This window comes from Dysgonomonas mossii DSM 22836 (assembly GCF_000213575.1).
Lineage (GTDB): Bacteria > Bacteroidota > Bacteroidia > Bacteroidales > Dysgonomonadaceae > Dysgonomonas > Dysgonomonas mossii.
On record NZ_GL892013.1, the window covers coordinates 66696 to 93164 of the forward strand.

Sequence of the window (26469 nt, forward strand, 5' to 3'; positions counted from 1 at the left end):
TTACTTCGTTTTTAAATAGTTATCGGCTAGCCTTATTGTTTATCCCACCATACACGAGAAGTCATCTTATCTCCGTCCGAGAGACGACTTACGGCATCATTGTAATTGGTAGCATTGTATTGAGACTCGTTGCTTGGATAAGTAAAGCGGCGAGGTATCTCTGTACTGATGCTGTTTGTATAAGCCGGGCGGTTGTGTGGTGCAGCATACACTGATTTTATTTCAGGATATCCTGTTCTACGCCAGTTGGCAAATGCTTCGTATTCGTCACCAAATGTAGTGATATAGTACTGCCAGTTAATTTCTTTTAGCGGATTGGCATCAAATCTTACCAACGCATCTGTTAGATATTTATCCACATTTGTTGATGTCAGGTAAATATCATACAATGTTTTAGCCGCAGGGTAAAGTGTAAACTGCTCCATAGCCGCTTTCACTCCTTTTTCGAAATATTCTTTTGCTTTTGCTTCTCCGCCGGGAATAAATCCACGTGCAGCAGCATCAGCCAACAGCAGGTTGTTTTCGGTATAAGTAATCAATACCGAAGGTACATCCGGGCGAGAGTATGTCAGACGGTTAGGAAACGCACAGATGCTTTCCCAGTCTTTCCATTTCTCAGCATTTGCTTTTATAGCATTTTCCTTTTCTTTCGGATCTGATATTTTATCAGGGTCTATGTAGTCTGGGAAGAATGGACGAACTTTTTGCTCTTTTTGGATACCCCATGTCGTTGTTCCTTGCTCATACCCGATAGGGAATCCTATTAGTTCGTCACTATTGGTACTGTTTCCAAAGTCAAAACCTTCTGCCCATTTGGCTCTAGGGTTTGTTGTTTTTGTAGCGATGAGGTGAATACGAGGGTCTTTTGTTGCCTTTAGTTCGTCGATAAAAAATTCGCTGATGTAATATTTTCCTGCATCTTCGTTCGAATGAATTTTTCCGAATGGTTCGGCCGAGTCGTTCGTTACTACTGCATCCGAATGTTTTAGTATTGCATTGTCTGCCGCACTGTCAAACAAACCATTCGCCAACGCTTTTGTTACCCATGTTTTAGCTTTTTCGGCATCCACTTTCGATAAGCGCATTGCAGCACGAAGCATCAATGAATTGGCAAACTTGCGCCACTTCTCGGAGTCTCCGTTGAAAATAACGTCAGCCTTGAACGAGCCAGCATTTGAGATGTTGGCTTTCAACGCCGTATTCACTTCATCCATTTCTTTTAACAGATCGTCGTAAATAGCTTGTTGAGTGTCGTATTTCGGATAACCGGTAACGCTAGGGCGTGCGGCTTCGAAGTAAGGAACATCTCCGTACAAGTCGGTCATGCGCTGAAACATATATGCTTTCATCACACGAGCATACTGATACTCGTTTGCATATTTGGGTTTTTCTTTCCAGTTCTCCATTACGTCCACCACATTTCTGATAGCGGCTCTTCCCCCGGTGTAATAACCATCCCAATATGCTGCGTTGTAACCTTCCGACCAAGTGTAGAACACTCCGTAGCGGCTTCTTGCCGAAGAGGTATGCTGTATCATATTGGCAGCGTATATAACAGAGTTTCTCCAGATATCCCAGTCAGACCCTGCTATCTGCGATTGTACTTGTGTAAATACCAAACTGTAATCCATATTACCTTGGTTCAGGTGTTCGGGATCGATATTCACATCTCCAAAGTCATTGCAGCTAGTAGTTGCCCCCATAAGGCAAGCTGCTGCGAATATATATAGAATTCTTTTTTTCATTATTTCTGTGTTTTGTTGGGTTAAAACTTAACGTTTACATTAAAACCGATACTTCTGGTAGCCGGATATCCGTTTAGCTCCAATCCCTGACCGTTAGAGTTGTTGTATGCAGCCTCCGGATCGATATTGTCGGTATGTTTTAAGATAGTCCAAAGGTTGCGCCCTACTAAGGATACAGATAACCCTTTTACTGTTTTGTTACCTAATATCGATTTAGGGAAAGTGTATCCGATAGACAGTTCACGAAGCTTGATAAAGCTGGCATTGTAGATAAATTCTTCGGCGATACTGTTTGATGCTATTGCCTGCCAGTATTTTTCGGCAGATACGGCTACAGTATTTGGCACATATTTGTCTCCTGAGAGCATAACTCCGTCACCTACAATTGTTCCTTTTCCGTCAGTTCCACGTCCTTCAAGTGTATTTTTGTGAAGACCATTGCTGTATAATGAATAATTTGTTCCTGAGAATAGTTTGGCTCCGAATTTGAAATCTAATAAGAACGAAAGTGTAAAATCTCGGTATGTTAGTTGGTTGCGCCATCCTCCGGTTAGTTTATAAACACCTGATCCTAGATTGTGAAGTTCGTCCGAACGCTGAGCAACACCATCTTTGTAGACAATCTGTCCGTCTACTCTCTTGTATTTGTAACCTACCAGTTCGCCGTACGGTCTGCCCAAAACATTCTGAATAGATACGTTTCCGCTACGTGATGTAGCACCTGCAATACCTATCGCCTCTACTAGTTTCCCTTGGTTCTCACCCAGATATTTCACTTTACTGTCGTTGTAAGAGATATTGAAAGTAGAATTCCACATAAAGTCTTTCGTTTGTACAGGAACCGCATCTACCATAAATTCGAAACCATTGTTTCTGATTTCACCTACATTCATGATTGTAGAGTTGAAGCCCGAAGCGCTACTGGTGCTTATGGTAACAATGTCGTCTTTTGTGGTTTTATTGTAAAAAGCCATATCGAAAGACAAACGATTTTTGAAGAACGATAGATTCAAACCTGTTTCCCATTCAGAGATGCGAACAGGTTTCAGGTTCGGATTGGGATAAACATCATTATTGATGGTTCCGTTGTTGAGCCCGTTTATGATATAATCATTCAGTTTGTAGGTCAGTAGTGTCTGATACGGACTTGTTCCGTTGGATGCTGAGGCATAGGCTACACGTAGTTTACCAAACTCCAAAGCTCCTTTAGACGCAAATGTATCAGTGAATACCCATGATGCACCTACAGAAGGGTAGAAGTAACTGTTGTTGTCGGGGTTCAGTGTCGAGAACCAGTCGTTTCTACCTGTAAGATTCAAGAATATTTGGTTTTTATATCCAAAATCGGCAGTCGCATAGATCGAGTTTACACGATATTCGACGTAACTTTTGGTCATCGGGCGATTCCCTACATTATTTACCGATTCAAGCCCCGGTACTAAGAATGGACGAACGCCATCAGCCATCCATTGTTTGGTGATATTGCGTTGACGGTTACCCCCAAATGTAGCGCTGGTACTCCAGTCTCCAAATGTTTTGTTGAATCCGATGAGGTAATTTAAGTTTATTTCTGCGAAATTTTTTGAATATTCGGTCATAAAACCTTGCGGATCGGCTGCTGCACCCATTGGTTGCACCTGTTTGAAGTCCATGTTGTAACCATCGCGTGTAATAGCTCCTTGGGCATATAGCCAGTCGAAGATATCATACTTGAGCGTCATTCCGCCGGTCAGACGGTTCTTGTTTGTTACGTTTGTTTTTCTGTATTGTAACCAGTATGGGTTGTTGAAGTATACGTTATCTCCTCCTAGCAGCTCTTTTCCATCGGCTGTAGAACCCCATCGAGAATCAGCATCACCACGCTCCAGCCAACGTACATCGAACGAGTTGGCACGGTAAAGTAACGATGCATTCGTATTTCCGTTACCATCCGACAGGTTAGAACGTCCTTTGAATTTTTCAAATACATAGTTGGCATTTACGCTCAACTGTATCTTATAGGTAATGTCGTAAGTGGTATTCATATTTATACCTTGCTGGCTGATGTACGAATTAGGGAGAATACTCTTGTCGTACATATTGGATACTCCAAATCGGTAGAGTATCTTATCTGCTGCTCCGCTTACCGACAGGGAAGTGGCATCGTTAATCCCGGTGCGGTAGAAGTTGTCCCAGTTGTCTACGTACGAATATTTGTATTCGTTGCCTAAGAAGTTTATTGCTTTACCTCCGTCGAGTGGAGCTCCCCAGCTTGAAGTCTCGGTGCTTATGGCATCTTCTTTCGACATGGGGCGAGCACCTTCGGTTCCTTGTCCGAATTTTTTCTGAAAGTCGCGATAGTCGTAAATTGTGTTGAATGTTAAACTATTGTTGAACTCGATACTTACCGGCTGTCCTTTTTTTCCCGATTTGGTAGTGATCAGGATCGCTCCGTTACCTCCACGATATCCATAAAGGGCAGATGCGGCAGCACCTTTCAGTACCTGGATGCTTGCAATATCATCGGGGCTGATGTTGGATAGTCCGTCTCCCATATCCATTCCTCCCCATGTACCGGCACTTCCCAAGTTGCTATTGTCGAATGGCACGCCGTCTATTACATAAAGGGGTTGGTTGTTTCCGGTAAGGGAAGCGTTTCCACGAATTATCACACGGCTGCTTCCTCCGGCTCCGGTTGCATTTCCTGCAACAGAAACTCCTGCTACCTTACCCGACAGGGCATTTCCGATATTGAGGTCACGGGCTTGGGTAAACTCGTCGCCGCCGACAGAAGTAGTTGAATAGCCTAACGATCTTTGCTGTCTCTTGATGCCCAGTGCGGTGACAACAATGTCATCTAATACTTTAGAATCTTCTTTCAAGGTAATGTTTAATGGTTTTCCGTCCCATCTAACTTCTTGAGGGATATAACCTACAAAGCTGATGCGGATAATGTCTCCAACCTTAACGTTGGTCAATGAGAAATCTCCATCTACACCGGTAACTGTTCCGTTAGTTGTTCCTTTCACAACTATCGATGCTCCGATAATGGTTTCTCCTGCTTCATCTTTTACTATTCCGTTACATGTTTCGGCTTGGGACACAGTGCTGATTTCTGTATTTTCTTTTACAGATCCGGCATAGATTGTCCCTGTGCTTACTGTACACAACAAAAAGAGTAAACGTGCTGTCTTTAGTGATTTTAACATAGGTTTAGTTTTTGTAAAAATGGATATAATTCTGTGTATTCTTCTTTAGATTGGTATCTATTTGATTGTAAAAATACCCATTGTGATGTGAAAAAGCAACTTTTGTGTGTTTTTATCCCCTATTTTTAATTTTATTTGTTTTATTATGATAGTTTAGCAGGGGTGTAATGGATTGGGTATAAGAGCTTTCTTGGAGGTAGTGTTTTTTTTATAAATTTTATTTATATTGAATATCAAAAAGCTATTTCTGTGTGTTAACTTATATGTATGTCGTTCTTATGTTATCTTATTTTTCAGCCATAAAAAAAGCGCAGATTATATCAATCTGCGCTCTCTGTTATTTCTTATTCTGCTATTTCAAATGTTCAAAATTGCGTCGTTTCAGCTGGAAGTCACGTCCGAGATATTTCTCTCTTACCGTTTCATTTTCAGCTAACTGCTCGGCACTTCCTTGGAACAATACCTTGCCTTCGAACAAGAGGTAGGCACGGTCGGTGATACTCAGTGTTTCGTCCACATTGTGGTCGGTGATGAGAATCCCGATGTTCTTATATTTCAGCTTTGCCACAATCTCCTGAATGTCTTGCACGGCAATAGGGTCTACTCCCGCAAAAGGCTCGTCGAGCATGATAAACTTAGGGTCGATAGCCAAACAGCGGGCAATCTCCGAGCGGCGGCGTTCACCCCCCGATAGCCTGTCACCCAGATTTTTGCGAACCTTGTGCAACCCAAACTCATCGATGAGGCTTTCCAACTTCTCTTTCTGATACTCGGATGATGTTTTTGTCATTTCCAGTACCGACCGGATATTGTCTTCCACAGTCATCTTGCGAAAGATGGAGGCTTCCTGTGCCAGGTAGCCGATACCATGCTGCGCCCGCTTATAAACAGGGAACTTGGTTATCTCCGTGTCGTTGAGGAAAATCTTGCCTTCGTTGGGCATCACCAATCCTACGGTCATGTAGAACGTTGTGGTTTTTCCTGCACCGTTGGGGCCTAGCAAGCCCACAATCTCGCCCTGCTTCACATCTATCGAGACGTGATTTACAACAGTACGCGACGAGTATCGCTTTACAAGGTCTTCGGTGCGTAGCACCATCCTCTCGGTGGGTTGTATATTGTTATCTTCTGCCATTATTCAATTCGTATTGTAGACAAGCAAACAAGTTGTTAGAGTATGGATACCCCATCAGTCGAGAACTGTTACCCAGCCGTGTGTGTCGGGTTCGTCTCCCTGCTGTATCGCTCTCAGCTTGTTGTACAGCTTGGTGCTTATAGGGCCTGCGTTACCATCTTTAGATATCACATACGACTTGTTTTCGTCCAGATCATCTACTCTTAGTATCGGGCTGATCACGGCAGCTGTACCCACTTGTCCCGCTTCTTCGAATGTCGCCAATTCTTCTTCCGGTATCTGACGGCGTTCTACCTTCATTCCCATATCTTCGGCCAGTTGCATCAGGCTCTTGTTGGTGATGGAAGGAAGTATCGAGCTCGAAAGCGGTGTGATATATGTATTGTCTTTTATTCCGAAGAAATTTGCAGGGCCGCATTCGTCCAGATATTTCTTTTCTCTGGCATCGAGATACAGAACGGCAGAGTATCCCATTTCGTGCGCTTTGTGTCCTGCCACGAGGCTGGCAGCATAGTTGCCACCTACCTTGATTGTACCTGTACCCAGCGGTGCAGCACGGTCGTATCCTCGCAAAATGGCAACCGGAGTAGGTTTAAACCCTTCCTTGAAGTATGGGCCTACAGGGGTAACAAATACGAGAAACATGTATTCGGCAGCAGGTTTTACGCCCACCTGCGCACTTGTGCCTATCAGTAGCGGACGGATATATAAAGAAGCTCCGCTTCCGTATGGCGGAACAAATTTTTCGTTCAGTTTTACAGCTTTTAATACTGTTTCTTCAAATACTTCGACAGGAAGCTCGGCCATCATAATACCATGACATGAAGAAATCATACGCAAAGCATTATCGCGCATTCTGAAAATTCGGATTTTCCCGTCTTTTCCTCTAAAAGCTTTGAGCCCTTCAAATGCTTCTTGTCCGTAGTGGAGGCAAGTGGCAGCTATATGAATGTCAATACTCTCAGAAGTAGTTTCGGTTGGTGTACTCCATTTTCCATCTTTGTAATGGCTTCTTACATTATAATCTGTCTTCATGTACCCGAAAGACAAATTAGACCAGTCTATCCCATTCATGTCGATAAAAGTTTAAATCAATACTTTCGATAAATTGTTTATATCACAAAAGTACAATTTTCATCGATATTCAGGCGATGTTTTTTCTTATTAAGTAAATATTTAAGCTCATTTTTCAGATTTTAGGGATTTCTTCTTTTCGGGATGATATTTAAAATGTATTTTTATTGCCATGCTCAGAAGTGAAGAATCTTATGTCAGAATAGAAAAAGATACTTCATTTATACTTTCAATCGTAATACTTATTTTAATAATGAAATCACTACACAAAATATGGTCACAGTATTTCAAATATAATTGGCCGTTTGGTCTTGCGCTAATTCTGCTGTTTGGTGTTCCTCGTTTTATTCTGGTGTTGGATGCTAACATGTCGGGCGGATATGGCACAGCTTTTATCATCTTTTTCATCATGTGGTTCACCCCTTTTATTTTTCTCACTCGCAAGGGTAGGAGAGAAATTGGCTTTAAGCGTCCTAACAATTACCTGCGTTTGCTTTATTCTTTTGCCTTGGGTGCCTTGGCGTGCGGAGCTATATACGGGCTGTTTTATCTTTTCTATGGCAACACAATCAGCAATTCGCTAGTCTATATTTCCAAAGCCAGTACATCGGTTGTATTGGATGATAGTCATCGGCTTATCTTCTTTCTTATTGCCGCTGTGCCGAGTATGCTATTCAGTCCCATTGGCGAAGAATTTCTATATAGAGGAGTGATACACGGCAGCTTTGTTCCCAAGTTTGGAGAAACGAAAGCTTCTATCTTCGATAGCCTTGCTTTTGCATTAACGCATTTGGCTCATTTCGGAATCATTTTTGATGCAGGGGTGTGGAAATTGCTTCCTGTTCCGGCACTATTGTGGGTAGTGTCAATGTTCTTTTTGAGCCGATTATTCTTTTTATGCAAGCAAATGTCCGACTCTATATTTGGGGCTGTAGTGGCACATGCCGGATACAACTTTGCGATGATGTACTTCATCTTTTATCACATCCTATAGCTTGTTTTTTTGTCGCTATAAATTCAATACGTCAATAATATTTCTTTCTCTACGTGGAGACATCCAAATAGCAGAAACTCTTTTCCAATGCCCTTTCTGCTGTAAATATTTATAAATGTTTACACCTTTTGTCGCGCTTTAGAGGAGCTTTCGGAACATAGGAGGATGATTGCTAAATTTTAGTAAACAGTTTTTATTCCCAAAGAATACATTCGAAAAAATAGCTTTATATAATTTGCTTGTATTTGGAAAAGTTGTGGTCAGGATTTATAATAGTTAACATAAGTACAGAATGAATACTATACTTTTGTTTGACGGTCTTATTTTAGACGACGATTATGTTAACTTCCTAATCTTAACACAAACTAAACAAAACTACATTCATCAAAAAAAGAGTAAATCATTTCCTTGATTTACTCTTTTAGGTTTTTATGTTATCGATTATTTTTTCTTGAATGGCAGGCTTTAATCCTCTTTCTGAAGCTTGGGAGAAACGGCACTAGCCAGCCTGTCGGTAAACAATATACCTTGAAGATGGTCGTACTCGTGCTGAAATATCACGCCCGTAAAATCTCCTCCACGCGAGCCGCCGCTTAGTCTTTCTTTTATAAGCGTTCCGTTGTCGTCGTAATACTCCACATCTACCCATGTGTAGCGATTGGTTGTGCCCGATAGTTCGGGTACGGAAAGGCATCCGTCTCTTTCGAAGAGGAACGTCTCAGCCGAATGACCTACAATACGTGGATTGATGGCTACTTGCACAGGCATCCCTTTTTGGTCGATACGCAAGAAAAGGAAAAGGTTGCGCCCGATACCCACTTGCGGAGCTGCGATGCCTACTCCCGACTCTACGGCAAGTGTCATTTGCAGGCGGTCGATAAGGAGTTGCAGGTCTTTGTTGGTTGCAATGTTCTTCGCATCCAGATCGATGCTTTTCTTTCTGAGAAAAAGAGAATCTTTTTTGTTGTCGGTTTGCAATACTCTGAACGGAGTATCTGCACTTCCGCTATTTATCAGTGATTTTTCGTTACTTGTCATAAACTTAACAGATTTACATGCGGATATGCTAAACAAAATAATCAACAAGTATACTATCTTTTTCATTCTATCCGATGTTTGTATTTTTTTGCAAAGATATGAAAAATGGATAGTACATAACAAAAAATATATCTTACAGTAGAGGCTATTCTTCTAGTTCCCCGAATTGAGAACATGCCGCAAGGTACAAGCCTTTACATCCATTTTTTTGGTTACCACTTCATATTTTCATCATCTATTCGTGATTAAACATTAAAAAATTCCTAATATTGTGACAAATCGCACACTTTTGCGACATATATAATAAAGCGACTTCTAATAAATGAAAGAAACGAAGGAAAGGGATGAACAATTCTTAGAGATGATACGCCAAAACGAGGGTATTATCTTCAAAGTAGCCTCCTTCTATGCCGACAAAGAGCATCCGATCGGCGATCTTTATCAAGAAGTCGTACTCAACCTATGGAAAGGGTATCCGTCGTTCAGGGGCGAAAGCAAGTACTCGACCTGGATATATAGGATTGCGCTCAATACCTGTGTGTCTTTTTATCGCAGGAATAGAATTAATGTTTCCTATGTAGATATATCGACAGATATTCCCGACGTGGTAGACAACAATGAAGAAATACAAGAATTGTACAAATTAATCAACCGTTTAGGGAAAATCGAACGTGCCCTAGTCTTACTCTATCTCGACGATAAGCCTTACAAGGAGATAGCAGAAATCACAGGGCTTTCTGTGACAAATGTGGCAACAAAGCTGAGCCGCATAAAAGATAAATTGAAGCAGATGTCGAATGGCGAAAACTAACCAAATTATATGGATCTCGATAACATAAAAAAAACGTGGCAAGAAGCGAATATAAAACCGACAATCGATGAATCAAAGATTCAGAAAATGTTGGATAATAAGGGGAAAAGCGCTTATGCAAATTTATTGAAGTATGACAAGTGCTTTCTGTGGCTGCTCATACCTTGTGTGTTTGCAGGAGTCTTATTCTATTGTATGCATCCTCTGCCCGGTATCCTTTATTTTGCATTGCTTATCCCGGCATTTTTCTGGCAGCTGTATAAGATCAGCTACCTGAAGAAGGCGGATGTGTCTAAAATGGGAATACTGGAAATATCGAAGGGGGTGACACGCTACAAGAAATTCTTGGTGTACGAAATTATTATAGGAGCTGTGTGGATAGTCGCTTTCTCGGTGTCGTATATATATTATGCTCTGCCGAGTATGTTTCCTAAGCTGATGGGGCGATATTCGTCCGACGGCGAGTCGTCGTTTATGCTCTTGTTGCTTATCTTTATGATTGCAGCTACGATGGTTTTCTCTTTCCTGATCTATAAATATTTGTACTTGAATAATATAAAGAAAATACAAGATTCGATACGGGAAATAGAAGATTTTGAGAAAGATAATGTTGACTAAATAATAAGAATATCCTCTTTGTCATTTTGAAGGGAGTGAATTGAAAATCGGCAGAGCCAAAAATCTCTTGCCATAAGAAATGCTTCTAGTCGTCAGCATGACAAAATATAAATAACCTTTGTAAGAAACTTAACGAATAAATGTAATATGAAAAATCTGGTCGCAACATTTTTTGCACTGATACTATTTGTAGCTGCTACCACGCTCACAGCTCAGAACGAAACGAAGTATGATAACGCTTTGCTTTGGAAGGTTTCGGGCAATGGGCTATCAAAGCCTTCTTATATACTTGGTACGCACCATCTGGCACATGTGAGCTATGTAGATAGCATTCCGGGGCTAAGAAGTGCCATGGACGCTACCGAACAAACGGTGGGGGAACTTCTGATGTCTGATCAGACGGCGATGCAGGCCAAACTGCAACAGGCGGCGATGATGCCGGCAGGCGAGAGCTATGCAGCTTTGTTGTCTCCCGACGATTATACCAAGCTGGATGATGGGCTGAAAAAGCTTTTCGGTGTTGGCCTCACTCAGTTTGGGCAACTCAAACCGGGCATGCTTTCTATGTTGTACACCATTACGTTATATACAAAGTTTTATCCCGAGTTCAACCCGATGGCACATGAAGCTATCGATGGATATGTACAACGCATAGCTACCGAGAAAGGAAAAACCGTTGTTGGTCTCGAAACTGTCGAAGATCAGATTTATGCCTTGTTCGATGCCGAACCGTTGAAAGATCAGGCTGTTTCATTGGCATGCTATGTCGTGAATAGCGACAAGGCAAAAGATATGTTGGATAAACTGAATGCATACTACAAGGCAGGGCAGTTGACAAATATGTACAATCTTGCATTTAATAATCCTGACGATCCGTGTGGTGTATCACAAAAGTCGCAAAACGCTCTGAATAAAGACCGTAATGATAAGTGGATCGCAAAACTTCCTGAGATAATGAAAAATAAATCGAGCCTCATTGCCGTAGGTGCATTACACCTTGCCGATAAGGATGGATTGCTCGCTCAGCTTGCTGCTAAAGGATACACAGTAGAAGCTGTGAAATAAAAGATATACTTTATTTTCTTCCCCCTTCATAGATTCACTCTTTTCTATTGGAGGGGGAAATTGTATCCGGTGGCTTGCTATCTCTGTTATATATTATGAAAAGCTGATATTCCTCCCTATCCAGAATAGTACAATCAGTATAAGAACTAGAATGATAGCCCTTTTTCCGAATAATGCCTTCCGTGCGTTCGGAAATTTTTCTTTACCGCCAAAGTATTCGAAATAAATTCCTAGGATAAGATAAGGGATTGCCAGTATTAAGAGGGAGTTACTTGCAAATGCATCTTTCAGCCGAAAGTGCAGTAAATGATGTATAGCTCGTTGCGAACCGCAGCCCGGACAGTCGAACCCTGTGAGCCGATGAAAAGGGCATTGTGGAAAATATGCCGATTCTGCGGGGCTGAACACAAAGTATATAATTGCGGCAAGCAGTAATACGCAGCTTATCACAATAACTCTGGTCAGATATTTCGGCATTGTTTCCGGTTTTTAAGTAATATTCCTTTTATAACTTAATACTGCAACAGAGCTGTAAGCAAACCTAAAATGAACAATAACATATACATAACAGGCAAGAATGCAATACCCCATAGCGTCCACAGTTTGGCTTTGCGAGATGCTTCTTGCGAAGCTTCATATTCTCTCTTGCTATACAGGGTCTCTACCTTCACGGCATAAAATATCCCTACAAGGCTTATCGGCGAACAACAGAATATAGTAAGCAATATCGATTCTATAAGCCAATTTTTGGGCATGGGTATTATGCCATCCCACTTATGCTGGTCGTCATATTGGTATCGTTGCCCGCTATTATATGTCGGGTTTTGCCTATCCTGCTGCGGTCTGATTGGAGGAGGAGTCTGCTGCTCTTCTCTACGGTCTTGCGGTGCAGGAACTTTTGTGTCGAAAAGGAAATTCAGCTCCTGCAACGTTCCGGCTTCAGCCCAGTCTGCCATCCCCGAACGCCAAACGATTGTTTCGGGGCGGATATTCTTCCGAAGTAATTCGTTTGAGGTAAACGGGCCGCATTGCAACTTCGATATATCATCGATGTAGTAGTATTTCAGCATAAGGTTTTTGACGGTTTATAACCGGTTTTTACTTAAACATTTCGTCTATCTGAGCCGGAGGCGGTGCATCCTGAACTTCTTCGTCGCTGCTCTTGTCGCAAACGCCATATCCCGGTACACTCTCAAACTGGTCTCCCTGACTATAACCGAGTCGCTTGTCTGCAAATACTTTTTTGAAGAATAGACCCACTATCGGCAGTGCCATGCTGGCTCCCTGTCCGTCAGTCGTACGGTCGAAGTGTATAGAGCGGTCTTCTCCACCTACCCAGCATCCGGTAGAAAGTTTAGGTGTGAATCCCATAAACCATCCGTCGGAGTTATTTTGTGTTGTTCCTGTTTTTCCTCCCATTGGCGCTGTGATGCCATAGTTGCGTCTGATACGTCCGCCTGTACCGCCATCCACTACTCCGCGAAGCATGTCGAGCATCTTCACATACGTGCCTTCGCTGAACACCTCGTCCATCTTCGGAGCGAAGGCTGCATCGGCTATTATATTGCCAAAGGCGTCTTCGATGCGGGTAACATATACAGGGTTGGAACGTATTCCTTTGTTAGCAAAAGAGGTATAAGCGGCAACCATTTCCGACACAGACACATCGTGCGTACCCAGTGCCATAGACACCACAGGGTCTATGCGTCCGGTGATACCAAACGAGTGCAACATACGTGCAAAGGCATACGGTGTGGTACGCCCCATGAGGTAAGCCGTAACAAGGTTGTCGGAGTTTTGCAGTCCCCATTTGATGGTGACCATTTCGCCAAACATAGATGCTCGCCCTCCTCTTGGAGTCCACTCTTTACCTGTTTCGGTAATGAGGGTTTGAGGCACATATAGCATTTGGTCGCAAGGCGTCATTCCGCTTTCCATCGACAGGGTGTAGAGGTATGGTTTGATGGTCGAACCTATTTGTCGGCGTCCCATGTTCACCATATCATATTGGAAGAATTTGAAGTCTATTCCTCCCACATAAGCTTTTACATATCCGTTGTGGTTGTCCATCGCCATAAAGCCCGAACGCAGGAAGCTTTTGTGATAGCGTATAGAGTCCCAAGGAGTCATTGTAGTATCTACTTCTCCTTTCCAAGAGAATACTTTCATATCTACAGGCTTCTTGAATATCTGTAGTATTTCTTTTTCAGACATGCCTTCATTTTTCAATGCCTTGTACCTGTCGGTAATCTTCATGGCACGATACAGCAATGTGTCTACATCTTTGGCTACCGAGTACGAGAACGGAGCATACGAGCGACCTCTCTTTTCTTTATCAAAGTCGGGTTGCAGTTCCTTGCTGAGGTGCTCTGCCATCGCCTCTTCGGCATACTGCTGCATGCGAGAGTCAATCGTTGTATATATTCTCAGTCCGTCGGTAGAGAGGTTGTAATTAGAGCCGTCCGGCTTTTTATTTTTGTTACACCATCCGTACAGCGGGTTTGTTTCCCAACTAATAGAATCGAGTGTATATTGTTCCATTTGCCACGAAGCGTAATTCGATTTCTTCGGCTTTTTGGCAGTCATAGCCATACGCAGATACTCTCTGAAATAAGGGGCAAGACCGTCTTTGTGGTCTACCCGTTTGAAGTCGAGTTTCAGCTCTGTTTGTTTCAGCGAATCGTATTGCTGTTCGGTAATGTAGTCGCTTTTGTACATCTGTTCCAATACCACATTTCTACGACCTTTTGTTCTGTCGGGATATCTTCTCGGGTTGAAGTACGAAGGGTTTTTACACATCCCTATCAGGGTAGCGGCTTCTTCTATCTTGAGCTCTTTTGGTGTTTTGTTGAAGTACACCTGTGCAGCCGACTGGATACCTACAGCGTTGTAGAGGAAGTCGAACTGATTGAGGTATAGGTTTACTATTTCTTCTTTTGTATAATATCTTTCCAGTTTTACGGCAATAACCCATTCGATAGGCTTGCGTAAAAACACACGTTGAACCCAGTTTTCGGAAGGAGGAGAATAAAGCAGTTTTGCAAGCTGCTGAGGAATGGTACTACCCCCACCGCCACTTTCCTGCATCAGGATACCTCTTTTCACTACGGCTCTGAGCAATGCGTATGCGTCAATACCCGAATGTGAATAGAAACGTGCGTCTTCGGTAGCTACCAATGCTTGTACCAGATACGGAGAAAGATCTTCGTAGTTGGAATATATACGGTTGTTTTTTGCAAGGGAATATGTGCCCAACAGTTGCCCATCGGTAGAATATATCTGAGAGGCATATTTGTCAATCGGATTCTCCAGCTCTTCTACATCAGGCATATAGCCGATTGCTCCTATACTGATAAGGGCAAATGTGATGGTGAGTACTCCGATGAAGCAGGCAAACCCGATCCACATCTTTTTTATGATGGTCTTCGGGGTGCGTTTTTTATTTGTCTTATTATTCCTTCTTTGTTTTTCCTTCTCATTCATAAGTGTATGCAAGTCTTTTAACTTGGCGCAAAGTTATATAAAACGTTTCAATAATGCAGATAAAAAAACTTAAATGCTTTTCAATAATTCTTGTTATGCTCAGTAGCGGAAAGCGTTTTTTATATTTGGCGGGAAAAGATACTTCATTCTGTTCAGGATGATAACCTAACAGCGGGCGTAAACCTACATCGGATCAACATCGTAGTGCAACAACAGTGACTTGAACGCCGGGTTGGCAAATACAAGGGACTGGCATTGGAAAATACCTTCACGAACTTTCTGTATCGATGCCTGATTTTCGATTTTGAGCATGATGTGACGGATATACAACGACTGTATACGTGATACCGGCGGCTTGCCCGGTCCCAACACACGCTCGCCAAAGGTGGTGCGCAAGGCTGAGGCAAACTCCCGTGCTGCACTGTCGGTCAATAGCTCGTCTCTGCCACGTACTACAATGTTTATCAATCGGAAGTAGGGTGGATAACGGAATATTTTTCGTTCTTCGGCTTGCAGTTCGTAAAACGATTGATAGTCGTTTCTCCTTACAAAGCTGATCAACGGGCTACCCGGATGCGAGGTTTGAAGGAAGACCAAGCCCTGTTTGTTCTTTCGTCCGGCACGTCCGCTTACCTGTGTCATGAGTTGGTATGCCCGTTCGTATGCCCTGAAGTCGGGATAGTTGAGCATATTGTCGGCGTTGAGTATCCCTACAATGCTTACATTATCAAAGTCTAAGCCTTTGGATACCATCTGCGTACCGATAAGTATATTGGTTTTGTTTTGTTCAAAGTCTGAAATAATACGTTCGTACGACCGTTTCCCTCGTGTGGTATCTAAGTCCATGCGGGCAACCGAAGCTTCGGGAAAGAGTTCTGCAACTTCCTCCTCTATCCGTTCTGTGCCATAGCCCAGCATGTCGAGCGTAGGAGTCTTACAATCGGGGCAAACGGTAGGCACTTCGTACGTTGCTCCACAGTAATGGCATACCATCATGCGTTGTCCTTTGTGGTAGGTGAGGCTTACGTCACAATTTCGGCAATGCAATGTCCACGAGCAGGTTTTGCATTCCAGCATAGATGCAAATCCACGTCTGTTTTGGAAAAGTATGATCTGTTCCTTTTTGCTCAAAGCCTCCTTCATTTTGTCGATGAGGGGAGGAGAGAGGAACGATTTCATTTGCTTCTTCCTTCTTAGCTCTTTGGTGTTGACGACCGCTATCTGTGGCAACTCGATATTCTCATATCTCTTATCCAGCCTTACCAGCCCGTACCTTCCCATGAGGGCGTTGTTGTATGTTTCGAGCGAAGGGGTAGCCGTACCCAACAGCGTTTTGGTGTTGAACAGTGAAGCCAATACAATGGCTGCATTGCGTGCATTGTAGCGGGGAGCAGGGTCTTGCTGCTTGTACGAGCTTTCGTGTTCCTCGTCTACAATCACCAGATCTAAGTCCGTAAAGGGCAGGAATATAGCGGAACGTGCTCCTAGGATAACCTGTGTGTCGTTGTTTCTTAGCAGGCTGTTCCACACCTCGGCTCGTTCGTTATCGTTAAACTTGGAGTGATACACCGCAAGCTTATTGCCAAAAACGGCTTTTAGCCTGTCGGTAATTTGGGTGGTGAGGGCAATTTCGGGCAGAAGGTAAAGCACCTGCTTGCCTTTCTCTATTGCCTCCTTTATAAGTTGTATGTATATTTCTGTCTTTCCGCTCGATGTGACGCCAAAGAGCAAGGTGATATCTTTTTCCTTGAATGAGTCTCTTATCTCCTCAAGGGCTTTTCGCTGATATTCGTTCAGTTCCGAAGCGGCATCTATATTGGTATCGCCGTAGTTGAAGCGGCTGACTTCGTATTCGTATGTTTCGAGGAATCCTTTTTTCAGCAGTTCGGACAGTACGCTAGCCGAAGTATCGGCTTCTTCGAGCAATGTTTTCTTTAGCACAAGGGGAGCCTCGTCTTTCATAAACAGAAATGTAGAAAACAAGTGCTGCTGCTTTTTTGCCCTGCCCAGCTCGTCCATTATCGTATTTAGCTCATCTTCGCTGTATGGGCGGGTGAGGCGTATGGCTGTTTGGCTCTTTACGGTGTATGTGTCTTGTATGTTTTCGCTGATGTATGCCGCTTTTTTGTCTACCAACGTTTTTATGGCAGTGACGGCATTCGATATTCCCGCTTGCTTTTCTATCTCGGCTATCGTTTTGGCTTTGTCGGGCGAAAGGCAGTAGAATACTTTCTGTTCGTTGGCAGTAAGCGGTTCGGAAGTCTCAAAGTCGGCATTGAGCAAAACGTGCGTTTCACTTTCCAGCTTTAGGGCAGAGGGTAATGCCGCACGATACACATCGCCCAGAGAACACATATAATACATAGCCACCCATTCCCAGAACTTTAGCTGGAGAGGGGTGGCTATCGGATATTCTTCGAGCACGGTAACAATGTCTTTTACCGGCTGTGATAATTTTTCTTTTTCGTATATCTGAAAAACAATGGCTGTGTAAAACTTCTTCTTGCCAAACTGTACAATAACCCTACTCCCTGCGTATACCGATTTTTTGAATTCTAAAGGAATAGCGTAAGTGTAAGTCCCTTGTAGCGGCAAGGGTAATATTACATCAGCATACAACATGTTTGTTTATCAGAAGTAGTAATTGAGCCCTACGGTCCAGGATTGGTTTTTCTTGTTTTGGAACGTATCGGCATCCATGTATTCTTCTTTATAATTGTCGGTCAGATCGCCACGGAAGTACATTCCCAAATCGATATTTCTGAATAAAGTAACTCCTGCTCCTGCACCCAATCCGAAGATAAAGTTTTTGTGCTTGAAAGCGTTAACCACTTCATTTGCATTTTTGGCATTGTCGTCACCCACTTTCACGTTGCCATATACTCCACCTGTAACAAACAAGCCTAAAGGACCTAGCTTGATGCGTTGCTTTAAGTTGATAGGCACGCTTATATAGTTATAGTCGGATAGAGAGGCATTGTCTTGCTTTTCACTGATCTTATATTCTTTATGTCCGTACAGAACAGAAATGTCTCCCCCGAATCCCGAAATAGGAACTACAAATTCGGCGGTAGGGCCTATCTGGAAGCCTAATCGGTTGCTGGCTTTCAATATATCAGTCTTCAGCTTGTTGCTGGCTACATCTACACCTCCTCTTACACCTAAACGAAACTGGGCTGAGGCAGTATTAATACTCAGTACACAAATCAGTACAAAGAGTGCTAGCGATACTAATTGTTTTGTTTTCATACGTAATACCTTTTATTAACTCTTTTTTTATAACACATAAATAGAGAGAGAAGTTCGTTTGTGCCCGATTGTTTTATAAAATGTTTTCTGAACAAATAGGTGGAATTTCTGATTTTCGAAAGTATTCTGATATTCATTACTCGCATTTTACAGTTTACGAAAATAGTTAAAATTTACAGACAAACAAATAATATGCAGATAATTTTTAATGATTTGTTTATAAGTTGATTACATGCCCTTCGATATGCGATGTTTAGTATGGCTTTAGATCAACTTTTGGATATAAACTGCACAGTATAACCGTTGTTATAAACTATCTTTCGGGGAAACATCCTAAGGTCTTCTCATTTTTATAACGCTATTCGAACCGGCATATTGTTTTTTTGTAGTTAAAGAAAGGATTAAAATGTATTCTCACCTTCTCTCATGCTCCATAACTTCTGAACATCAAAAATACAGTAACTCTACAAAGAAAACGGAGTGAAACAATCCGTTGCACGAACGGGGTCTCACTCCATTTATGAAGATTAATGGATTTTCTTTTTTTAGAACTTGAGGCTTACACCTGCCATGAAGTTAAAGCCTTGTAGCGGATATCCGTATTGTAACTCATACTTTTGGAATAGTATGTTGTTCAATCGTCCGTTTACGGCTATGTAGTCATTTATCTTATATTCGGCTCTGAAGTTCAGTTCGTTTATATCCTTCATGTTGGCAATCGTCCATGCAGTGGTACTTGCGTTTGAGGCAAGAGCTTTGCGTCCGCCGGCATATAGATAATTCACCGACAGGGTAAGATTGTTGATCGGATTCACGTCAGCGTTAAACTCGGCAGTGAATGTAGGACGTCCCCAAGGTTTGGTGTCGGGTAACGTCTCGGCATCTATTACCTGCACATACGGTTCGTGATACTTCACATTGTAGAAGTATGCGGTCATACGAGCCGAAAGGTCGGTGTATGGTATCAGGTTGGTTTTCAGCAACCCGCCTATTTGTCCTGTAGATATATTGGCATATACAGGGCTTCCAACATTTCCCCATCCTTCTTCTTTATAATAGTTGTATACATATAGGTGATCTCTTCTTACGTGCTTGTATCCGGCAAAGAGGTCAAACTCCAAACCACTTACTACACCCGAACGGAATCCGATCTTGGCATCGTAATATGTTTTTGAATATTCGATGCGGGTGCTAGGGTCTGCATAACGGTTTTCTTGCAAAATGTCGAGGAATGTATTGTTGTTCACCCCTCCGCCCACTTCGGCATAGAGCGTGTTTACTTCGTAGAAGCTGACGCTAGCTTTTACATTTGGTGAAATGGCAAAAGCCGTTTTCACGTCAAACAATGCACTCAGGTTTGCGCCTAAATCGGCATTCCAGTTTGCTCCTTGAAACTTGATATATGGCGTACCTGTAATATTTGTATATCCATGATACGCATTGGGTAGGTAATCGGTTTTGTTGCTGAACGATTGGTTCAATATCATTCCCTTTATCCCTACTTGCTGATCGGCTCCAAATTCTGTATACAGGTTTAGGTCGGCATTGATAATGCCCCCTTTTACTCCGTCGTCGGCTTTTTGGCGACCATACTTATTTGTGAAATAATTGTAGCTCACATTTCCGTCATACTTGATCGGGCCTTCGTTCTCTTCCTTCGATTTCAGTCCTGCTCCGATCTTAAACACATTTACGCCTTGCTTGCTATCTACATCGAACGGATACACCGCAGACGATGAGATCGGAATAAAGCTGTTTCCATAATAATTGTAAGATGTATTATAGAACGATGCCCCCAGCGAAAGTACAGAAGGGTCGAACGTGTGTTGATATTTCAGGTTGCCTCCTGCATGCATATACTTGGCTTTTACATCTTTGCGGGCATAGTCGCTACCGTTGATATAGTCTACTGTAGAGCCTGTTGCGCTATATGTGCCAAAAAAGTCGAGGCGGTCGTTGTCTCCGTTTACAAGTCTGTACCCGAGAGCTCCATCTATATTTCCACCTGTGCCTAAGCCCAATACAGCATAGCCCCGTTTCTTGTCGAAGGCTACATCTGTTTTGATGTCGCCCGATGCCGAAGCTCCCAGTTTGTTGTTGTCCAACCTGATCTGAGGGGTATTGCTCTCGAACTTGATTTCTTTCGGTTTGATAGTAGGGGCGTAAATATCGGGTTGTGTATTTACTTTCGATGCTTCTTGCATTGTAGGTACATAGTCTCTTTCGAGCATCACCTGACGAGTGATGGTAGAGTCCTTTTGTGCCGAAACTGTCAGGCTTATTATTCCCAGTCCTATGACCAATAATGATTTATATGTTGTTTTCATACGTTTTAATTCTGATTTGTTCATAAGTTATTTTAAAGCTGACAAGCGTTCGTCTATCATTGTTTTTATATCGGCTTCACCTCCTTTATAGTTTGCCTGAAGGCTTTCGAGATACTGACGTGCCGAGAATTTATCACCTTTGGCAACATAAGCGTCCGACAATACCACCACCGCACGTGCCATCCAATATTGGTATGGTGTACCTTCTTTCATAAAGGCAAGCACTTGTTTTTCGGCCTTGTCGTACGATTTCCATTTGTAGTACATGTCTGCCAGTAAGAACTGAGCTTCGGCTCCGAATGCGCTGCGAGTATCTTTGGCTACTGCCTGCAAGTCTGTGGCTGCTTCGTCGTTCTTCTTTAGGTTGATATACGATTTTCCTCTATAGAATCTGGCTTCGTTGGCTACGGCAGGGGCTGCTTTTGTTCCTTGCAATATTTTGCTTGCGGCAGCTACCACTTCGTTATCTTTTTTGAGGAGATAAGCACAACGCAACATACCCAGTTGGGCAATGTCTTTGTTTTCGGTATTGGATGCCACCATATTCAGGTGCTCGTAAGCGGAATAAGCTGCCTCATAATTTTTGCGGTCGAACTCTATTCCCGATGCAAACACCAAGGCGTTGGCAATGTATTTCGGGTTGTTTGAGTTTATAACTTCATTGAAGTGGGTGAGTGCTTTATCGAAATCTTTGGCTTCGAATGCCATATCGCCCAGATAGAAGTGTGTATCGCTGGCAAATACCCCGTTAGGATATGCTTGCAGGTATTTGTTGAATGCCGTTTTCGACTCATCTTTGCGGCCTTTCATATATATGTTTTCGGCAGCCAGATAGGTGAGTGAGTCCTGACGGTTGGACGAAAGGATTGTGCCTTTACCCAACGAGTTGACGTATGAAGCATAAGAGCTGATGTCGTTCATATCCTTATAAACCGCTTCAAGGCTTTCTATGGCTGTACGTGCTTCTTCCGAATTGGGATAGTTGGCAATTACCTGCTTGTAGGCTTCTGCCGACTTGCGAGGGTTGTTGGTGTTGAAATATAATTGTCCGAGTTGTACTCCGGCTTTTTGTGCCAGATTGGATTTCGGATGGTCTTTCAGCATTTTTTCAAGCACCGAGATTGCTTCCTGTTCTTTGTTTTGCATTACCAATGCACGGCTCTTTTCGTACAGTGCATCGTCTATGTATTGCGAGTTCGGATATTTTGCCATCATGCTGTTCAGTGCTGTTACTTTTCCCGAATAGTTGCGTTGCAATCCCAATACAAATGCTTTTTGGAATTCAGAATAATCGGCATTCTCAGGGTTTGAAGATACGGCTTGCGCATAATATCTTTCTGCCTCAGAGAAGTTTCTGTTGTAGAGGTTTATATCCCCGATGCGGTTGAGGGCATCGGAATAGTTTGGCGACTGCTTGTTGCTTTCTGCCGAAATATATTTCTTGAAGTTGTTCAGAGCAGAAGAATAAACTTTGTCCTGAAACTGTGCGTAAGCCAAGTTATATAACGCTAGCGGATAATTCTTTTGCGAAGGGGAAGCCTGACCGATGTAAGCCGTGTAATCTCTGGCTGCTGTGCCATAGTCGGCACTGCGATAGGCTATGTCTCCCCGCCAGAAGTATGCTTCGTTGCGCACTTCGGCATTGTAGCTACCCATATTGATGGTCGCATTGAAATCGTTGGCGGCAAGGTCGTAACGCTTGTCGATGAAGTTTTGCACACCCGACTGGAATAGTATGATTTGCTTAGCTTCCAATATCTGACGATCGGGCGACTTGATGCTGTTGATGGCCGCTAGGGCAGTACTATAGTTTTTGGACGAAAGCAATGTGGAAGCCAGTGCTCCGCTTACCGCGCTCGTATATTTCGAATTTGGATACTGAGCAAGGAAACGTTGCGATGCTGTGATAGCTTCGCCAAAAGCACCTCCTCCGTCTCGGTTGCGTATCATTACGTTGTTGTATAATGCGCCTTCGCTGATAGAAGGGTCGAACTCGGAGCGTGCGGCTGCTTCGAAAGCCATAACGGCATTCTGCGTGTCGTTTAGTTTCAGATAAGACTGTCCCAGAAGCATCTGTCCTGCCTGTCCCAGTTTGTCGGTTGTAGAAGCTACATCTTTCAGCGCTTCCACGGCATTGCCATACGCACCTGTTTGGTAGTATGCTTCTGCCAGTTGGTACATATCTTCACGGAAAGGTGTAGATGTAGTGGCACGATATTGCTCATAGTTGCGGATAGTACTTTGTATGTTGCCAAGGCGGTAATAGCTGCTGCCTAGCAGGCGATATACTTCTGCGATGTTTTTACTGCCCGGGTATGACGAGATAAAGTCTTGTCCTTCGCTTATTGTTCCGTTCATATTGCCTTGCAGAAACTCGCTTTGTATGAGGAAGAATGTTGCATTCTCCTTGTATTCGGGTTTGCTTTTCAGCCTGCGGAATGTAGCGATAGCCTGATCGTATTCTCCTTCCTTAAAATTGGCATAAGCCAGATAGTAGGATGCCGGCTCTGCATATTTTTTGCTATTGCGAGACAATAGTCCGAATAGGTTTTTAGCTTCTTTTCTGTCTCCCTTTTGAAGGCTGGCATACGCCATGCGGTAGCTGTAGTCTTCTTGCTCGTTTACCGATAGGTAATCGATATCCACTTGTGAGAACCAATGAAGGGCTTTGTTCCAATCTTTTTGTTGAAAATGAATTGATCCTGTAAAGAAACTGATCTGGTTGCGGTGATAAGATTCGGGATAATCGTCAAGAAAATCTTTCAAAATTGTTCCGTCACCGGCTTTGCCCTGATAAAATAAGGAGCTGACAATCATATAGTCTGCTTCTTCCATCAGTTTTATATCTTTCGACTGATTCTTAAACTCTTGTAGTGTATTGATACATCCTACATAGTTATTGTTTAAGAACATTTCTTTGCCTTGCGAAAATAGCCTTCCGGGCAATTCTGTGTACACTGACTTCTGAGCGTGAGCCAAATGTAAGCCCGATGCAAGGGTGATAACTAATAGCAGTTTTCTCATATTTTCATTATTTTGATTTCCTGTATTACTTCTTTTACCGAACGTAGCCCAAACAGGTCGGGGTTAAGCTCTGATATTTTTATAAATTGAAGGCTGGCGACATCGTCCTCAGCTTGCATGTTCCCCATATCATCTACTTTGCATAGGTAAACCAGATCGAGGGTATGTACCTCAAACCCTGAGTATACGTATGTATTGGGGATGGAGAACATATATTTTGCTTGCGAAACATGGAGCCCTGTTTCTTCTTTCACCTCTCGTATAACAGCCTCCTCTCCTGTTTCGTTCATGTCTACAAATCCGCCGGGCAGGTCGAATGTCCCTTTTGCAGGGTCGTGAGCCCGTGTTGCAACCAGCAGCTCATCATTACTATTGATAATAATGGCTATTGTGGAAGAACTGGGATTGAAATAATAAACGAAGCCACAAGTCTCACATCTTTTCGATTTGATATTGTTCTCCACAAAGTGACTTGAACCACATTTTGGGCAAAATTTGAATTGATGTAGAGGATGCATGTTTTGAGTTTAAAGTTATGAGTTTAAGTTATATTGTAAACCGATACAGACCATAAGCTCTTTACAGATTATTGCCATTTGTATCCTGCTTTTTTGTATTCTTCTGCTACCAGAACAAGTTCGTTGTACCAATCTTCTCCGAAACGACGGATAAGCGGTTCTTTGAGGAACTCGTAAACTTTCAATCCTTCCTTCTTACCCAGTAATACAGCCGCTTTGCAGATCGACCACCGATGATAATTAACGGCGGTGAAGTCTTTATATTTTTGCAAACGGATGGGGTATAGATGGCAGGAGATGGGTTTGTAAAAGTTGGTACGCCCTTCTCTGTATGCTTTCTCGATGGCGCATTTACAGATGCCTTTTTCGTCGTAATAGGTAAACACACAGTCTTTTCCGTGCACGATAGATGTTACCATGTCTCCATCGTGATCGCGGTAGGCTACTCCATGCTCTTTTATTACGGCTTGGGCAGCGGGCGACAGATCGTCCCAGACCTCAGATAAGAGGTCTTCTATTATTTTTACTTCGTCTTCCTCGAGAGGTGCACCGGCATCGCCTTCTACGCAGCATTCGCCCATACAGGCTGAGAGGTCGCATAGAAAATTTTCTTCGATTATATCTGATGCGACTATTGCATCGCCAATTTGAAACATTTATTTATTGTTATGTTTTTAAAAAAATATTTAGCAAATATAGATGTTTTTATAGCAGCACACAATTGGCTAAAGTCCTATTTCCCGAAAAAACAGGGTTTCTTTAACACTATTTGATTAAATCGCGGAATGTATTTGCCTAATGTCGGAAATTCTCTTATTTTTGCAGTGATTTTATCGGAAACAATAGTGACGATAAGACATATGGCGCAGTAGTTCAATGGATAGAATAGAAGTTTCCTAAACTTTAGATTCGGGTTCGATTCCCGGCTGTGCTACAGGGAAATCCGCTTTAATAGCGGGTTTTTTTATTGGAATCATCTGTGTATAACGTTTTGCGAATGCTTCATTATACTATGCAATCCGACACAATCCAATATTATCCGTCATATTTTCGGACTTTTTCAGGACATTTATTATATTTGCTTATTAATATGTCCGAAATATGAATAATATTAGCATAAGATTTAGGTTTGATAAGCGAAACGAAGCATCAAAAACAAAACAGGGATTACTCCATATAGAAGTAAGGGAAATTGGCACAAATGACTGTGTTCTTATTCAAACAGGTATAAGACTATATAAGAATCAATTTTCTGATAAAATGGGATTCACTTGCAAAAACCATGATCTTGCTGATGCGATAACCAAACAAGCCAATGATATATTTAATGAAATCCATCAATTTGCAATTTCTGACAAATGCAAGGTACTAAAAGATGTGAAAGGTTGGAAATATAAAGAAAATAAGCAATTATTAATACCATTTATAGAATCAGAAATGAAACTCCGAAACATGGAGTATAACACTTTAAAGGCTCATGTTACATTAGTAAACAAATTGAATGATTTTAAGAATATTAAAACATTCGCAGATTTGACATATACAAATATAGTTGCTTTTGATAAATACATGCGCGATAAAAAAATAGGGAACATATCTATAAATAAGAACCATTCTTTATTTAATATGTACATAAAAATTGCAATAAATAAAGAACTTATACAAAAATCACCATACGATTTATTTACTCCACCCAAAGGTAAAAATAACGATCCAGTATTCCTTACTATTGAAGAAGTGGAAAGGATTAAGAATTTATCCGGATTAAATGAGAAACTAGAAAGAACAAGAGACTTATTTGTTTTTCAATGCTACACCGGTATGGCTTATGTCGATATGCAATCATTTTCTAAGAATGATATACAAATATTAAATGAGCAAGAAATAATAAGGAGTAGTAGAACAAAAACAGACGAATCGTTTATATTGTTATTTTTACCGGATGCAAAAAAGATAGCTGAAAAATATAACTATAGTTTACCGAAAATAAGCAATCAGAAGTATAATGACTACTTAAAATTGCTTATCGCTCACCCGGAAGTTAATATTAATAAAAAAGTAACTTCTCACACAGCTAGGCATACATTTGCAACATATTTACTAAATAAAGGCATATCACTGGAAACAGTTTCTAAAACGCTAGGACACTCAAATATAAAGCAAACACAGTTGTACGCAAGAATACTATCCAAGAAAGTCA

The 26469-nt window shown here is 42.1% G+C and carries 19 protein-coding genes and 1 tRNA gene; 6 read left to right on the plus strand and 14 right to left on the minus strand.

Annotated features, from left to right (window positions below; translation table 11 throughout):
* Positions 1–32: 32 nt before the first annotated feature.
* The 4 genes from HMPREF9456_RS16175 to HMPREF9456_RS16190 form a co-directional block, all read right to left on the minus strand.
* A complete protein-coding gene (locus HMPREF9456_RS16175) occupies positions 33–1745 on the minus strand; it encodes a SusD/RagB family nutrient-binding outer membrane lipoprotein (protein ID WP_006844648.1) in 1713 nt (570 codons plus the stop codon).
* A 20-nt stretch (positions 1746–1765) separates the two neighbouring features.
* Positions 1766–4933, minus strand: coding sequence for a SusC/RagA family TonB-linked outer membrane protein (locus HMPREF9456_RS16180; RefSeq protein WP_006844649.1), 3168 nt, complete (start codon positions 4931–4933; stop codon positions 1766–1768).
* A 352-nt stretch (positions 4934–5285) separates the two neighbouring features.
* Entirely contained in the window at positions 5286–6068 is a 783-nt protein-coding gene (lptB, locus tag HMPREF9456_RS16185) for an LPS export ABC transporter ATP-binding protein (protein WP_006844650.1), read from the minus strand.
* Positions 6069–6122: 54 nt separating this feature from the next.
* On the minus strand, positions 6123–7142 hold the full coding sequence (locus HMPREF9456_RS16190) for a branched-chain amino acid aminotransferase (protein ID WP_006844651.1): 1020 nt from the start codon (positions 7140–7142) through the stop codon (positions 6123–6125).
* Positions 7143–7395: 253 nt separating this feature from the next.
* On the opposite strand from HMPREF9456_RS16190, the gene HMPREF9456_RS16195 reads away from it, so the two are divergent.
* On the plus strand, positions 7396–8136 hold the full coding sequence (locus HMPREF9456_RS16195; RefSeq protein WP_026177153.1) for a CPBP family intramembrane glutamic endopeptidase: 741 nt from the start codon (positions 7396–7398) through the stop codon (positions 8134–8136).
* A 465-nt stretch (positions 8137–8601) separates the two neighbouring features.
* On the opposite strand, the gene HMPREF9456_RS16200 is transcribed toward HMPREF9456_RS16195, so the two are convergent.
* Positions 8602–9240 carry a peptide deformylase gene (locus HMPREF9456_RS16200; protein ID WP_018075143.1) on the minus strand — a complete coding sequence of 213 codons (639 nt, stop codon included), beginning with the start codon at positions 9238–9240 and terminating at the stop codon, positions 8602–8604.
* Between the two features lie 256 nt (positions 9241–9496).
* On the opposite strand from HMPREF9456_RS16200, the gene HMPREF9456_RS16205 reads away from it, so the two are divergent.
* From HMPREF9456_RS16205 to HMPREF9456_RS16215, 3 genes are all read left to right on the plus strand, one after another.
* Positions 9497–9985, plus strand: a complete 489-nt coding sequence (locus HMPREF9456_RS16205; protein WP_006844655.1) for a sigma-70 family RNA polymerase sigma factor — start codon at positions 9497–9499, stop codon at positions 9983–9985.
* 9 nt (positions 9986–9994) lie between these two features.
* Positions 9995–10603 carry a hypothetical protein gene (locus HMPREF9456_RS16210; protein ID WP_006844656.1) on the plus strand — a complete coding sequence of 203 codons (609 nt, stop codon included), beginning with the start codon at positions 9995–9997 and terminating at the stop codon, positions 10601–10603.
* A 147-nt stretch (positions 10604–10750) separates the two neighbouring features.
* Positions 10751–11668 carry a TraB/GumN family protein gene (locus tag HMPREF9456_RS16215; protein ID WP_006844657.1) on the plus strand — a complete coding sequence of 306 codons (918 nt, stop codon included), beginning with the start codon at positions 10751–10753 and terminating at the stop codon, positions 11666–11668.
* A gap of 93 nt (positions 11669–11761) precedes the next feature.
* Here the strand turns inward: HMPREF9456_RS16215 and HMPREF9456_RS16220 are convergent, their stop codons facing one another.
* The 9 genes from HMPREF9456_RS16220 to HMPREF9456_RS16260 all read right to left on the minus strand — a co-directional run bounded on the left by HMPREF9456_RS16220 (position 11762) and on the right by HMPREF9456_RS16260 (position 24925).
* Positions 11762–12145 carry a DUF2752 domain-containing protein gene (locus HMPREF9456_RS16220; RefSeq protein ID WP_006844658.1) on the minus strand — a complete coding sequence of 128 codons (384 nt, stop codon included), beginning with the start codon at positions 12143–12145 and terminating at the stop codon, positions 11762–11764.
* A gap of 35 nt (positions 12146–12180) precedes the next feature.
* The gene (locus HMPREF9456_RS16225) at positions 12181–12738 is read right to left on the minus strand and encodes a CD225/dispanin family protein (protein ID WP_006844659.1); all 558 of its coding nucleotides are present in this window, start codon (positions 12736–12738) and stop codon (positions 12181–12183) included.
* A 28-nt stretch (positions 12739–12766) separates the two neighbouring features.
* On the minus strand, positions 12767–15151 hold the full coding sequence (locus tag HMPREF9456_RS16230) for a transglycosylase domain-containing protein (RefSeq protein WP_006844660.1): 2385 nt from the start codon (positions 15149–15151) through the stop codon (positions 12767–12769).
* Between the two features lie 183 nt (positions 15152–15334).
* Positions 15335–17773: a replication restart helicase PriA gene (gene priA, locus HMPREF9456_RS16235; RefSeq protein ID WP_006844661.1), complete on the minus strand. Its 2439-nt coding sequence runs from the start codon at positions 17771–17773 to the stop codon at positions 15335–15337.
* Positions 17774–17782: 9 nt separating this feature from the next.
* Positions 17783–18400 (minus strand): outer membrane beta-barrel protein, encoded by a 618-nt coding sequence (locus HMPREF9456_RS16240; protein ID WP_006844662.1) that lies wholly within the window; start codon positions 18398–18400, stop codon positions 17783–17785.
* A 545-nt stretch (positions 18401–18945) separates the two neighbouring features.
* On the minus strand, positions 18946–20727 hold the full coding sequence (locus tag HMPREF9456_RS16245) for a TonB-dependent receptor (protein ID WP_245531043.1): 1782 nt from the start codon (positions 20725–20727) through the stop codon (positions 18946–18948).
* A 27-nt stretch (positions 20728–20754) separates the two neighbouring features.
* A complete protein-coding gene (locus HMPREF9456_RS16250) occupies positions 20755–23751 on the minus strand; it encodes a tetratricopeptide repeat protein (protein ID WP_006844664.1) in 2997 nt (998 codons plus the stop codon).
* Positions 23748–24269 carry an NUDIX domain-containing protein gene (locus HMPREF9456_RS16255; RefSeq protein WP_006844665.1) on the minus strand — a complete coding sequence of 174 codons (522 nt, stop codon included), beginning with the start codon at positions 24267–24269 and terminating at the stop codon, positions 23748–23750. The genes HMPREF9456_RS16250 and HMPREF9456_RS16255 overlap by 4 nt, the downstream gene beginning before the upstream one ends.
* 68 nt (positions 24270–24337) lie before the next feature.
* Positions 24338–24925, minus strand: a complete 588-nt coding sequence (locus tag HMPREF9456_RS16260) for a DUF3109 family protein (protein WP_006844666.1) — start codon at positions 24923–24925, stop codon at positions 24338–24340.
* A 206-nt stretch (positions 24926–25131) separates the two neighbouring features.
* On the opposite strand from HMPREF9456_RS16260, the gene HMPREF9456_RS16265 reads away from it, so the two are divergent.
* Together HMPREF9456_RS16265 and HMPREF9456_RS16960 are read left to right on the plus strand one after the other, a co-directional pair.
* Positions 25132–25203 (plus strand) — tRNA-Arg (locus tag HMPREF9456_RS16265).
* Positions 25204–25370: 167 nt separating this feature from the next.
* Positions 25371–26469 (plus strand): tyrosine-type recombinase/integrase (locus tag HMPREF9456_RS16960; protein ID WP_006844667.1); only part of this gene is annotated, 1099 nt, incomplete at its 3' end.